The 12,643-nt window shown below is 64.0% G+C and carries 13 protein-coding genes and 1 pseudogene; 5 read left to right on the forward strand and 9 right to left on the reverse strand.

Features of this window, described 5'->3' with window-relative positions; genetic code table 11:
- Window positions 1-2: 2 nt before the first annotated feature.
- Together ptsP and NKH06_RS11320 are read right to left on the reverse strand one after the other, a co-directional pair.
- Entirely contained in the window at window positions 3-2,273 is a 2,271-nt protein-coding gene (gene ptsP, locus NKH06_RS11315) for a phosphoenolpyruvate--protein phosphotransferase (protein ID WP_027038177.1), read from the reverse strand.
- 83 nt (window positions 2,274-2,356) lie between these two features.
- Window positions 2,357-3,610 (reverse strand): aspartate kinase, encoded by a 1,254-nt coding sequence (locus tag NKH06_RS11320; protein WP_013529459.1) that lies wholly within the window; start codon window positions 3,608-3,610, stop codon window positions 2,357-2,359.
- 255 nt (window positions 3,611-3,865) lie between these two features.
- Here NKH06_RS11320 and NKH06_RS11325 point away from each other — a divergent pair, with 255 nt between their 5' ends.
- The 3 genes and pseudogenes from NKH06_RS11325 (at window position 3,866) to NKH06_RS11335 (ending at window position 7,035) form a co-directional block, all read left to right on the forward strand.
- Window positions 3,866-5,707 (forward strand): CHASE3 domain-containing protein, encoded by a 1,842-nt coding sequence (locus NKH06_RS11325; protein WP_352893084.1) that lies wholly within the window; start codon window positions 3,866-3,868, stop codon window positions 5,705-5,707.
- 211 nt (window positions 5,708-5,918) lie between these two features.
- On the forward strand, window positions 5,919-6,668 hold the full coding sequence (gene ubiG, locus NKH06_RS11330) for a bifunctional 2-polyprenyl-6-hydroxyphenol methylase/3-demethylubiquinol 3-O-methyltransferase UbiG (RefSeq protein ID WP_023811162.1): 750 nt from the start codon (window positions 5,919-5,921) through the stop codon (window positions 6,666-6,668).
- A gap of 26 nt (window positions 6,669-6,694) precedes the next feature.
- Window positions 6,695-7,035: pseudogene (locus NKH06_RS11335) on the forward strand (MmcQ/YjbR family DNA-binding protein).
- Here the strand turns inward: NKH06_RS11335 and NKH06_RS11340 are convergent.
- Window positions 7,032-7,958 (reverse strand): DMT family transporter, encoded by a 927-nt coding sequence (locus NKH06_RS11340; RefSeq protein ID WP_023811160.1) that lies wholly within the window; start codon window positions 7,956-7,958, stop codon window positions 7,032-7,034. The pseudogene NKH06_RS11335 and the gene NKH06_RS11340 sit on opposite strands and share 4 nt — an antisense overlap.
- 99 nt (window positions 7,959-8,057) lie before the next feature.
- Between NKH06_RS11340 and NKH06_RS11345 the strand changes: the two genes are divergently transcribed.
- Window positions 8,058-8,543 carry a MarR family winged helix-turn-helix transcriptional regulator gene (locus tag NKH06_RS11345; protein WP_023811159.1) on the forward strand — a complete coding sequence of 162 codons (486 nt, stop codon included), beginning with the start codon at window positions 8,058-8,060 and terminating at the stop codon, window positions 8,541-8,543.
- A 4-nt stretch (window positions 8,544-8,547) separates the two neighbouring features.
- On the opposite strand, the gene NKH06_RS11350 is transcribed toward NKH06_RS11345, so the two are convergent.
- Genes NKH06_RS11350 through NKH06_RS11365 form a run of 4 tightly spaced genes read right to left on the reverse strand, consistent with a single transcriptional unit; the run spans window position 8,548 to window position 10,944 of the window.
- The gene (locus tag NKH06_RS11350) at window positions 8,548-8,973 is read right to left on the reverse strand and encodes a DUF1178 family protein (RefSeq protein WP_023811158.1); all 426 of its coding nucleotides are present in this window, start codon (window positions 8,971-8,973) and stop codon (window positions 8,548-8,550) included.
- Window positions 8,970-9,836 carry a carbon-nitrogen hydrolase family protein gene (locus tag NKH06_RS11355; protein WP_023811157.1) on the reverse strand — a complete coding sequence of 289 codons (867 nt, stop codon included), beginning with the start codon at window positions 9,834-9,836 and terminating at the stop codon, window positions 8,970-8,972. Before NKH06_RS11355 ends, NKH06_RS11350 begins: the two co-directional genes overlap by 4 nt.
- A 10-nt stretch (window positions 9,837-9,846) precedes the next feature.
- Window positions 9,847-10,116, reverse strand: a complete 270-nt coding sequence (grxC, locus tag NKH06_RS11360; RefSeq protein WP_023811156.1) for a glutaredoxin 3 — start codon at window positions 10,114-10,116, stop codon at window positions 9,847-9,849.
- A 27-nt stretch (window positions 10,117-10,143) separates the two neighbouring features.
- Window positions 10,144-10,944 (reverse strand): ComF family protein, encoded by an 801-nt coding sequence (locus tag NKH06_RS11365; RefSeq protein WP_023811155.1) that lies wholly within the window; start codon window positions 10,942-10,944, stop codon window positions 10,144-10,146.
- A 65-nt stretch (window positions 10,945-11,009) separates the two neighbouring features.
- Here NKH06_RS11365 and NKH06_RS11370 point away from each other — a divergent pair, with 65 nt between their 5' ends.
- A complete protein-coding gene (locus tag NKH06_RS11370) occupies window positions 11,010-11,885 on the forward strand; it encodes a methyltransferase domain-containing protein (protein WP_023811154.1) in 876 nt (291 codons plus the stop codon).
- 28 nt (window positions 11,886-11,913) lie between these two features.
- Here the strand turns inward: NKH06_RS11370 and NKH06_RS11375 are convergent, their stop codons facing one another.
- Window positions 11,914-12,099, reverse strand: a complete 186-nt coding sequence (locus NKH06_RS11375) for a Flp family type IVb pilin (RefSeq protein WP_352441702.1) — start codon at window positions 12,097-12,099, stop codon at window positions 11,914-11,916.
- A 109-nt stretch (window positions 12,100-12,208) separates the two neighbouring features.
- Window positions 12,209-12,523: a hypothetical protein gene (locus NKH06_RS11380; protein WP_352753245.1), complete on the reverse strand. Its 315-nt coding sequence runs from the start codon at window positions 12,521-12,523 to the stop codon at window positions 12,209-12,211.
- Between the last annotated feature and the right edge of the window lie 120 nt (window positions 12,524-12,643).

The following is a 12,643-nucleotide window of genomic DNA, read 5'->3' on the forward strand; positions in this document are numbered from 1 at the left end:
TGCTACAACGGGATCGAACGGTCGTCGGCAAAGGCCTGCAGCAGCGCTCGCATCGGCAAGCCCTGTGCCGGAGCCATCAGATTGTCGTCGAAAAACGCCTTCAACTCGTCCAGCGGCAGTTCCGTCAGCATCGCCTTGACCGGACCGATCGATGCCGGCGACATCGAGATCGAACGGAAGCCGAGTCCGATCAGCGCCATCGCCGAAATCGGCTTGCCTGCGAGTTCGCCGCACAGCGTCACCGGCGTATTGTTGCGGACGCCGGCATCGGCGATCTGCTTGAGCACCCGCAGGAACGGCGCCGACAGCGTGTCGAAGCGGTTGGCCAGTTGCGTGTTGCCGCGGTCGACGGCCATGACGAACTGGAACAGGTCGTTCGAACCGACCGAGACGAAATCGACCGCCTTCATCAATTCATCAAGCTGGAACAATAGCGACGGCACTTCCAACATCGCCCCCAGCTTCAGGCTGGTCGGCAAATGATGGGCAAAGCGCGACAAATGCCGCACCTCGCGGTCGATGATCTCGCGTGCCTGGGCGATCTCGCCCAGCTCGGTCACCATCGGCAGCATCAGCTTCAATTCGCGGCCGCCGCTGGCCTTGAGCAAAGCGCGGATCTGGGTGCGCAACAACCCTGGCCGGTCGAGCGTCAGGCGGATCGCCCGCCAGCCAAGCGCCGGGTTCTCTTCCTGGATCGCACCCTTGAAATAGGGCAGCACCTTGTCGCCGCCAATATCGATGGTGCGGAAGGTGACCGGCTTGCCGCGCGCCGCCTCGAGCACGTCGCGGTAGAGCTTTTCCTGGGCCTCGGCCCGGGGAAAAGTGGAAGCGACCATGAATTGCAATTCGGTGCGGAACAGGCCGATGCCGGCCGCGCCCGCTTCGGCAAGCTGCGGCAGGTCGACGGCAAGACCGGCATTCATCAGCAAATCGACCTGGACACCATCCCTGGTCGTCGACGGCTTCTTGCGCAGCTCGCGGTAGACCTCTTGCCGGCGCGCCCTGAAACGCACCTTTTCGGCGTAGGCGGCCTCGAGATCTGGCTGCGGCCGCAAATGGATCACGCCCTCTTCGCCGTCGACGATGATGGCATCGCCGTTTTCCGCCATGGAAACGGCGCCCTTCATTTGGCCGGCGACGGGGATGCCCATGGCACGCGCGACGATGACGACGTGACTGGTCGCGGCACCATCCTCGAGCACCAGCCCGCGCATCTTGTCGCGGGGATAATCGAGCAGCTCGGCGGCCCCCATCGAACGGGCGACGATGATGGCGTCCTTTGGCAGCGATGCCGCGACATCTTCCGGCCCGCGCCCCATCAGCTGGCGCAGCAGGCGGTTGGCGAGGTCGTCGAAATCGCTCATCCGCTCGCGCAGATAGGGATCGGTCATGTGCAGCATGCGGGCGCGCATGTCGCTCTGCACCTTTTCCACCGCGGCTTCCGCCGTCAGGCCGTTGCGGATGGCCTCTTCCAGCCGTCGCACCCAGCCGCGATCGTTGGCGAACATGCGATAGGCTTCCAGCACCTGGCGATGCTCGCCTTCGAAGGCGACGTCGCGGCGTTCCAGCATGTCGTCGATGGACAGCCTGAGCGAGCTGAGTGAGGTCTCGAGCCGGCGGACCTCTTCCTCGCTGTCTTCGTTGAACAGATTGGTGACGACGATGCGCGGCTCGTGCAGCACGACATGGCCGAGCCCGACGCCTTCATTGAAGGACAGGCCGGTGAAGCTGACAGGACGGCGCAGATCGAGTTCGAGGCCGGGCCGGGTCAGCCGCGCCAGATCGCCGGTGGCGATCATCTCGGCGATCACCATCGCGGTGGTTTCCAGCGCCTCGACCTCGTCGTCGCGGTAGTGGCGCATGGTCTTGTTTTGCACCACCAGCACGCCCAGCGTGCGCCCTGCCCGCAGCACCGGCACGCCGAGGAACGAGTTGTAGATCTCTTCCCCGGTCTCCGGCAGATAGGCGAAGGCAGGGTGTTCCTGCGCATTGGACAGGTTGAGCGGCCGCGCGCTGGCTGCGATCGTGCCGACCAGACCTTGGCCCAGCCGCAACTGCGCCAAATGGACGGCGTTCGGGTTCAGACCTTCGGTGGCGTAGAGTTCGAGCACCGAATCGGCGCGCAGCACATAGAGCGAGCAGACTTCCGCGACCATGTTGGAGGCGATGTCGCGCACAATCCGGTCAAGCCGCTCCTGCGGCTCCAGCGGCTCCTGCATGAGCTCGCGGAGCCGTTTGAGCAAAACGCGCGGGCCACTGGCCTGATCACGCATCGCGGCTTGTTCTCCAATGGGCATTCTGCCCGCCGCAGTTTCCACCGCGACCGGCGCACACGCAACAACTCAAATCGTTCTCGCTACTGCTTATCCAGACCGTAGACGGAATGCAAAGTACGAACCGCAAGTTCCGTATATGGACCGTCGATCAGGATCGAAATCTTGATCTCGGAGGTCGTGATGGCGCGGATGTTGATCGATTTGTCGGCCAGCGCCTTGAAAGCGGTGGCGGCGACGCCGGCATGGCTCCTCATGCCGATGCCGATGACCGAAACCTTCGACATGCCGGCTTCCGACTGCACGACATCGTAGCCGATCGAGGCCTTGAGGCGTTCAAGCACGGCCAGCGCCTTGTCGACATCGCCCGACGGCACGGTGAAGGTCATGTCGGTGAACTTGCCGTCCTCGGAAATGTTCTGGACGATCATGTCGACATTGATGTTGGCCTCGGCCAGCGGCCCGAAGATGCCGGCGGCAACGCCCGGCCGGTCGCCGACCCGGCGCAGCGAAATCTGCGCTTCGTCCTTGGCGTAGGCAATTCCGGTGACGACCTGCTGTTCCACGATCTCTTCCTCGTCGCAAATGAGCGTTCCGGGCGGATTGAGCAAATCCCCCATTCCGGGCGCGTCGGGATCGTCGAAGGACGACCGCACGAAGGTACGCACCCTGTGCACCATGGCAAGCTCGACCGAACGCACCTGCAGAACCTTGGCGCCGAGCGAAGCCATTTCAAGCATTTCCTCGAACGATATCTTGGCCAGCCGCCGCGCCTTGGGCTCGATGCGCGGATCGGTGGTGTAGACCCCGTCGACGTCGGTGTAGATGTCGCAGCGGTCGGCCTTGACCGCCGCGGCGATGGCGACAGCACTGGTGTCGGAGCCGCCGCGGCCGAGCGTGGCGATGCGATTGTCCGGGCCGATGCCCTGGAACCCGGCGATCACCGCCACCTGGCCCTCGCCGAAGCGCTTGATCAGGAACGCGCCGTCGATGTCGAGGATGCGCGCCGCGCCATGCGCATTGTCGGTCTTGATCGGGATCTGCCAGCCCTGCCAGGAGCGGGCATGCACGCCCATATTCTGCAAGGTGATGGCTAGAAGGCCGGCCGTGACCTGCTCGCCGGAAGCGACGACCGCATCATATTCGCGTGCGTCGTGCATCGGCGAGGCCTCACGCGTCCAGCCGACCAGTTCATTGGTTTTCCCGGCCATCGCCGAAACGACCACCGCCACCTCATGGCCGGCGTCGACCTCGCGTTTGACGTGACGCGCCACGTTGCGGATGCGGGCGATGTCGGCGACCGAGGTTCCGCCGAATTTCATCACGATGCGCGCCATGGGAGCGAAATGCCTTTGCCTGAAGCCGGACCCGCCAAAAGCCGGAATCCCGAAAAGCGGAAGGCCGGCTGACGCCGGCCGCTGAATGCGCGGCCTCCTTAGCCAAATGATGAAGGTTCCGCAAGGCTGGCGGCCGATTGCGGCTCCAGAAGCCGGCATATTGCCTTCCGCCCCGCCGCCGCCTACGAAATGCTGCCTGCGGGGAATTCTTTTGGTTCGGCATAACAGATGATGATTGCTCGTCTTCGACGTGCCATGCGATGGCAATCGCTCCCGCTTGTCGCCGGCTTTGCCGTGCTGGCGCTGATTGTCGGCAGCCGTGCCATTCTGGTCGAGGAACAGCGGGCCAACCGCGCCGCCGCGCGCGAGGCAATCGAATATCAGCAATTGCTTTCGGGACTGCTTTCGCTGGCGCAAGATGCAGAGAGCGGCCAACGCGGCTATCTGCTGACCGGCGAGAAAACCTATCTCGATCCCTATCAGCGCGCTGTCGGCGCCATTCCGGGGCAACTTGCCCGCATCGACAGCTTGACTGCCCCCGACGACCAGCTCGTCCAGCAGATCAGCCATATCAAGGACGCGCTTTCGCAAAAGCAGGCTGAACTGGCCGAGACGATTGCCCTGTACGACCAGGGCAATGCGACGAATGCGCTGGATCTGGTTCGCAGCGGACAGGGCAAGGCCGTCATGGACGAAATCCGGACCAGCATGGACACGGTCCGACGCATCAGCGCCGCAGCCGTCGCCGCGCGCGACGCGCATACCGACCAGGTCGAGGCCTGGCTACGCATCGGTTCGCTGGCGGCGCTGCTGGCGATCTTCCTGCTTGCCGGCTACGCGATCAGGGAATCGCGCCGCCGCTTCCGTGAGGTTGCCGTTGCCCAAGATGAGTTGGTGCGCAAGAACGTCGCCCTCGGCAAGGAGATCGATACGCGCGAAAAGGCCGAATCCCAGATCCGCCAGATGCACAAGATGGAGGCGGTCGGCCAGCTTACAGGTGGCATCGCCCACGACTTCAACAACATGCTGGCGGTGATCATCAGCGCCATGAATCTCGCCCAGCGCAAGCTGGCGCGCGGCGAGTACGACATCGCACAATTCATCGACGCGGCGATCGATGCCGCGACCCGTGCCGCCAATCTGACGGCCCGGCTGCTCGCCTTCTCGCGCCAGCAGCCGCTGGCGCCGCAGATCGTCGACGCCAACCGCCTGCTGACCGGGATGTCCGACCTGATCCGGCGGGCACTCGGCGAAACCATCCGCATCGAAACGGTGCTGGCGGGAGGCTTGTGGAAAACCCATGCCGACCCGAGCCAGATCGAGAACGCCGTTCTCAACCTGGCCGTCAACGCGCGCGACGCCATGGGCGATGATGGCAAGCTGACCATCGAGACCGCCAACAGCCATCTCGATGAGAGCTACGCCGCCGCGCATGCCGAAGTCGCGGCCGGCCAGTATGTGATGATCGCCGTCAGCGACACCGGTTCGGGCATGACCCCCGATGTCATGGCCAAGGCCTTTGAACCCTTCTTCACCACCAAGCCGGTCAACAAGGGCACCGGCCTGGGATTGAGCCAGGTGTTCGGCTTCGTCAAACAGTCGGGCGGCCACGTTAATATCTATTCCGAACCCGGCGAAGGCACGACGATCAAGATCTACTTGCCGCGGTATTTCGGCGCCGAAGAGCCGGCCGTGCCCGCCGGGCGAGGCGACAACCCCGCCGCACCGGTCACCGAAACGATCCTTGTCGTCGAGGATGATGCCCGCGTGAGGGTCTCCACCACCGAGGCCATACGCGAACTCGGATACACCGTCATTCATGCAGCGAGTGGCGAGGAAGCGTTGCAGAAACTGGCGGAGAACCCGAACGTCGCCCTTCTGTTCACCGATATCGTCATGCCCGCCATGAACGGCCGCAAGCTGGCGGAAGAGGCCGTTGCCCGCATGCCGCTGCTGAAGGTGATCTTCACCACCGGCTTCACCAGGAACGCCGTGGTCCACAATGGCGTGCTCGACCACGACGTGCATTTCCTCGCCAAGCCCTTCACCATCGAGCAACTGGCGGCGAAACTGCGTGACGTGCTCGGCACGAACTAGGCAGGCTGCCAGCTCGGCCAGTCTGTCAGTCCCTTGGGCAGCATCGAAAATTGTTGCCTTGACATTCGCGGCCTCACGCCCGACTTCCTAGCGCATGACCCCGAAATCGAAGTCGATTTCGGAAAGGATCATGCGCAGAATCTAAAGTGCTACAGCGTCCTTTGCGCGTCCAAGAGGACGCGCGGCGCTGTAGTGTCGAGGAGACCTATCGATGCCAGAGCCCCGACGATCGACGATCGATGCCGGAGAAGTGGAACGCTTTTCCGCCCTTGCCGCCGAATGGTGGAACCCGAACGGCAAGTTCCGTCCCCTGCACAAATTCAATCCGGTCCGGCTGGCCTATATCCGCGACCAGATAGCGACGCGCTTCGGCCGTGACCCGCGCGCTGCAAGGCCTTTCGAGGGCCTGCGCATCCTCGACATCGGCTGCGGCGGCGGACTTCTGTGCGAGCCGATGGCGCGGCTTGGCGCCGAGGTTGTGGGTGCGGATGCCTCCGAAACCAACATCGAAGTGGCCAAACTGCACGCCGCCGAGGGCAATGTCAGCGTCGACTACCGCGCCACGACGGCCGAGGACCTTGCCGACGCCGGCGAGAAATTCGACGTCATCCTCAACATGGAAGTGGTCGAGCATGTCGCCGACATCGACCTGTTCGTCGCCAAATGCGGCGAGATGGTGCGGCCCGGCGGCATCATGTTCGTGGCCACCATCAACCGCACGCTGAAGGCGCTGGGCTTAGCCATCATCGGCGCCGAATATGTGCTGCGCTGGCTACCGCGCGGCACCCACCAGTTCGGCAAGCTGGTGCGCCCGGAAGAGCTCGAAAAGGCGCTTGGCGGCGCCGGCCTGACCATCATCGACCGCACCGGCGTCACCTACAACCCGCTGGCCGACCGCTGGGCGCGGTCGAAGGACATGGACGTCAACTACATGGTCCTGGCGGAAAAAGGCTCGGTCTGAAGGCTGATCTGGAGATTTGTCGGGCCGTGGACAGTGTGAGAGCCCGACAATTGGCGCTTGAGCTTCCCGAAGCGGCCGAGAAATCGCATTTCGGCAAGGCCGACTTCCGGGTACGCAATCGCATCTTCATGTCGCTGCCCGAAAACGATCGCGCCGTCATAAAGCTCGACATCGGCCAGCAAGAGATGACGACTGCAGCCGAACCGCTGGTTTTCAAGCCAGTGCCTGGTGGATGGGGACGAAAGGGCTGGACGTCGATCATTCTTGACGCATGCGATGAAAGACATTTCGCAGCGCAATACGGATGTCATGGCGAAATGTTGCCCCGCCGGCTCTCAGGAAAATCTTTGACGCGAGCCAGGCCTAACGGATCGGCAAGGCGGCTCCGGCTGCAGGAACTCGACCCTTCTGGCTTTGTGCCCTGGTGGTGATGAACACGCCGGCAGTGATGATGAGCGCGCCTGCCCAGGTCAGCAACTGATAGTGCTCGCCGAGGAAGATGGTTCCGGCAAACAGGCCGACGGCGGCCGCCACATAACCGATCTGGCTGAGATAGACCGGACCGCCAACCGCCTGCAGCCTGAAGAAGAAGGCAAACATCGCCGACGCCGACGCGACCTGCGCGACCACCACCAGCGGCACGCCGCCGAGTGGCACGAAAGCCTCGCCGCCGAACAGGAGAAGAATGCCGGCAAGCAGCATCGCCGCTGACGCCAGATGGCTGCCGACGGCAAGCTCGATCGGGCCGGTGCCGTCCGGCCAGTCGACCGTGCGGTAGATGTTGCCGACGGCAAGGCTGACCGGAATGAGCAACCCCATCGCCACCCAGAACAAATCGGCCGGCTGGCCGGCCTCGCCGCGCGTCACCGCCACCATGACAGCGCCGACGAAGCCGACGGCGATGCCGACAATGCCCAGCATGTTGGGGCGCCGGACACGCAACAGGATCGAGAACACCAGTGTGATGACAGGCGACAGGGTGAACATGATGCCGGTGTAGCCGGCGCCCAGATGCGGGATGGCCGAGAACATCAGGAGGTTGGGGACAGCATAGGACACCGCGGCGGTGACGAAGAAATAGCGCAGTTTGTGCGCGGTGAGCCGGACCCGCTTGCCGCGAGCCAAGAGCACGCACAGCAAGACCCCGCCGGCGCCGAGCGAGATGACGAAGGCCCAGACCATGGCCGGCACGCCGGCAGCCGTGGCGAGCTTGCCGAAGGGCAGCGTCAGGCCGAGCAGGCCGCCGGTGACGACCAGCAGGCCGAGCGCCGAATCCCAGAGAAGTTTCATTGACCGAATCCTGTAGCGCGGCGGCTCTTGGCCGGCATTGCATGTTACGATAAGATAATGGCAAGATTCTTAACGTCAAGATAAATAATGGTGAGACAGTTGGACAGGGCAGCAAGAGCGATCGAGCAATGGAAGCGGGAGCGGCCCGATCTGGATGTCTCGCCGATGGCCGTGCTCGGACGGCTGAACGAGGCCTCCTCGCTGATCGCCCGCGAGCGCCTGGCGCCGTTGTTTGCCCGCTATGGATTGCAGTCGGGCGAGTTCGACGTGCTGGCGACGCTGCGCCGCGCTGGCTCACCCTATGCGCTGACGCCGACCGCTCTCTATGAAGCGACGATGGTCACATCGGGCGCCATGACCAACCGGCTCGACCGGCTCGAAACGTCCGGATTGATCCTGCGTGGGCCTCATCCCAACGATAGACGCGGCATTGTCGTGAGGCTGACCGAAAAGGGCTTGGCGCTGGTCGACGAGGCCGTTACCGCCCACGTGGCCAACGAGCACGCGGTTCTCTCGGGCTTGACGCAGGCGGAACGCGAAACGCTCTCTCGGCTGCTTGAGAAATTGATCGGTAGCGTCAGCTAGCCGGTCAGTTGCGATCGTCCGGGAATACCGGGATAGGCATGAACTCGACGCCATCCTCGGCCAGGCTCTTGGCCTCGTCCAGCGTCGCCTCGCCATAGATGCCGCGCGGGTCGCTCTCGCCGAAATGGATCTTTCGCGCTTCCTCGGCGAACTTGTCGCCGACATAGTCGGCATTCTCGCGCACCTTCTCGGCCATCGCCTTCAGCTGCGCCAGAGCCTGCTTCTGCGCCTCGCCCATGGCGAGCGCTATGGTTTCCTGCTTGCGCGCCGTGGAGACAGCCGGCGCCATCAGCGCTTTCTGCACCTTGTGCGAACCGCAGGTGGGGCAATCGACAAAGCCGCGCTTCTTCTGGGTGTCGAAATCGTCGTTGCTGCGGAACCAGCCTTCGAATTCGTGCTCGTGCTCACAGATCAGGGCAAAACGGATCAAGAGGCTGCACCCCTGAGCCGCGGCGCCTCGCCCAAGCCAGCATTGACGGCGAAATCCCGCGCATTCCTGAGATTGGGGATCTTCTTGCGCGCGGCAAGCGACTGCGCCGGGTCGATCTCGGCGATGATCACCGCCGGCTCGTCATGCGCGGCTTCCGCGATGATACGGCCCCACGGATCGACGATCAGCGAATGACCGTAGGTCTCGCGGCCATCCTCATGCAAGCCGCCCTGCGCGGCGGCGACGACATAGGCGCCATTCTCGATGGCGCGGGCCCTGAGCAGCACATGCCAGTGCGCCTCACCCGTCTGCCGGGTGAAGGCGGCAGGTACGGAAAGCAGGTCGGCGCCGGCCAGTGCCTCGGCGCGGAAGAGTTGCGGAAAGCGCAGATCGTAGCAAACGGCGAAGCCGAGCTTTGCACCCTCGATCTCGGTGACGACGGCCTCGGTGCCCGGCTCATAGGCGGCGGATTCGCGCCAGCTCTCGCCATTGTCGAGATCGACGTCGAACATGTGGATCTTGTCGTATGTCGCGAGCGTGGCGCCGTCCGGCCCGAACAGCAGCGCCCGGTTGGCGAGCTTGCCGTCGGCGCGTAAAATGGCTGTCGAGCCGATATGCAGGAAGACGCCGAGTTCCTTGGCCAGCTTGCGCGCGGTCGAAACGACGATATCCTTGTCCTCGGAGGTGAAGGAGGCGGCGCGAGCTTCCTTGTCGCGGATCAGCGCGCCGGTCATTTCCGGCGTCTGGATGTAGGCGGCACCTTGGCCAGCTGCTTCACGCACCAGCCGTTCGAGATCGACGGCGTTGCGCTCGGGGCTCTCGCCTGAACGCATCTGGATCGCAGCGGCTTTGAAAACACCCATCGTCATTCCCTTAATTCGTCGCGCCGTCAGCGAGCAGTTTGTCGAGCCGGCCTTCGGCCTCCAGCTCGTGGAGATCGTCACAGCCACCGACATGCGTATCGCCGATAAAAATCTGCGGAAAGGTCGAGCGGCCATGCGCCCGGGAGATCATCTCCTGGCGCAGTTCCGGCGAGAAGGAGGCATCGTGCTCGGTAAAGGCTATGCCCTTGCGCTCGAGCAGCCGCTTGGCTGCCGTGCAATAGCCGCACATCATGCGGGTGTAGATCGTGACATCGACCATGACGAATTTCCGCTGTTCGTTGCCGACTTATATAGTCGCGGACTCGTCCGCCCGGAAGTCCCCCGGCAACACACGGGCAAAGGTCAGCACGTCGACGGCGGCCGCACCTCCCCTTTTCAGCGCCTTGGTGGCGGAGCGCACCGTGGCGCCGGTGGTGTAGACATCGTCGATCAAAAGCACCCTGCGGCCGGCGATCTCGATTTCCGCCTCGGCGGGTACCCGAAAGGCGGCCCGCACATTTTCCTCGCGTTCCCCGCGCTCCAGCCCGACCTGCTGGCGGGTGAGTTTCACGCGCCGCACCGCCGAGGGGGCGAAGGGCAATTCACTGAGCGTCGAGACGGCCCTCGCCAGTTCCGCAGATTGGTTGAAGCGCCGCCTGAAAAAGCGCCGCCAGTGCAGCGGCACCGGCACCACCACATCCGCGTCGGCGATGAGATCGGCACCGGCGCGAACCATCCAGCGCGCCATCCATGGTGCCAGATCGGTGCGATCCTGGTATTTCAGCCCCTGCACCATCTGTCGGGCAACGCCGGAATAGGCGACCGCCGCCCGCGCCCGCTCGAAAGGCGGCGGATCGGCAATCGCCTCGGCCGACAGAAAGCCTTCGCCCATATGGTGGGTGAACGGCGTGCCCATGACCGGGCACCATGGCCGCTCCAGCAGCCTGAGCTTCGGCCAGCAGGCGCCGCACAGCACGCCTGGCTGCGAGACATGCCGGCGGCAACCGGCGCAGACCGGCGGAAACAGCATCCGCGCCGGCCAGCCGACAACCGACCGGGCCAGGTTCGTTATTCCGATGGACTTGATCTTGGGCATCGGATCGGCCAGGTGGTTGCTCCTGCACGCCACTATATCAACGATCTCGGAGCGTGGACAAACAAAGGATCTGCCCGTTGCAGCCGATAATGGATACCTCTCTGTGGCTGGCGCACAAGCGGCGCGCGCTTGCCCATCCGGTCGACGGTGCGGACTTTCTCATGCGCCGCACGGCCGAGGACCTTGCCGACCGGCTGGGCGCCGTCGAGCGCAGGTTCGGCAAGGCGGCTGTGCTGTTTTGCCAGACGCCGGCGGCGGCCGAAACGCTCGCCGAAAGCAGCAAGGTCGCCGACATTGTCCGCGTCGAGGCGGACACGGCCTTCCTGAGCGGTGGCGGCGCCGGCTTGATCGCACCGCTCGAAACCGTGCCGTTCGAAGCGGAAAGCCTCGATCTGGCGGTGTCGCTTCTGTCGCTGCAGGCCATGAACGACATCCCCGGCATGCTGATCCAGATCCGCCGTGCGTTGCGGCCGGATGGGCTTTTCCTCGGCGCCTTTGCCGGCGCCGGTACGCTTTTCGAATTGCGCGAAAGCCTGCTTTCGGCCGAGACCGAGCTTTACGGCGGCGCCAGCCCGCGTGTCGCCCCGTTCACCGACGTGCGCGATGCCGGTGCGCTGCTGCAGCGCGCCGGTCTCGCTCTGCCGGTCGCCGACGTCGAGACGGTGACCGTGCGCTATGCCAGCCTGTTCAACCTGATGGCGGATCTGCGGGCCATGGGCGAAACCAATGCGCTCACCGATCGCAGCCGGCGGCCGGGCTCGCGCAAGCTGTTTGCCCGCGCGGCGGAAATCTACGCCGAGCGGTTTTCCGACCCCGATGGCCGTGTCAGGGCAAGTTTCTCGATTGTCTGGATGTCCGGCTGGGCGCCCGACGCATCGCAGCAAAAACCGCTGAAGCCAGGGTCGGCCAAGGTCTCGCTGAAAACAATCCTGGAGGCGCCCGACGGGCAATGATCCTGCCCGCAGGCGCGGAAAAGTTGGATCAGGGAGTGGGTGCGAAAGCGTTCGCAAGCTTGCTGTTGTTGTCGCTGAACAGCCAGACGATCCCGTCACGGACCTCACCGATACCGCCGATGATGGCCAGCGACAGCACGGCGATGATCACGCCATATTCGACGGCCGTGGCGCCGGTCTCGTCGTTCAAAAAACCCAGCAGGACTGCTTTCATGGCCTCAACCCCTCTGTCCGGGACCCTACAGCCGACCTGTTAAGAAAGGTTAACGGCAAAGGCTTAACAGGCGATGAAACCGCCGCCTTTCCGAAATCTCTTAACCATGTCAGCAGTCGCCGCTGCTCCTGCCATTGGACCTGATGATGCAGACCGAGCTCGGCTGCGGCTGCAGCACGCTGCGGCGCAGCGTGTAGGTTTCGCGATGGCCGATCGAGCCTGTCGCCGCCATGTCAAGCCCGCCGAAACCATCACGGGCCGACAGCGAGCGTGTCTGGCTGTCGAGGAAAGGGGTTACAATCAGCGCCAGCGCCACCGCGGCCGAACCGAACAGCAGCGTGATGCGCAATATGCCCATGCCCGCATCGGCGGCGCGAAAGCCGCGCTCGGGCCGGATCGAATCCCAATCCCTGTCTAGGTTCATGCTATCGCTCCCCGGCAAATCGACGGCTCGGCCGCGAACGGCCATGCTTCAATTTTTCACGACGATATAAATCTTCCATTAACGCTGGCTGATACACGCCTCGGCCAGGAACCGACCGGA

Origin of the sequence: Mesorhizobium sp. M1342, assembly GCF_040317955.1 — a bacterium.
Lineage (GTDB): Bacteria > Pseudomonadota > Alphaproteobacteria > Rhizobiales > Rhizobiaceae > Mesorhizobium.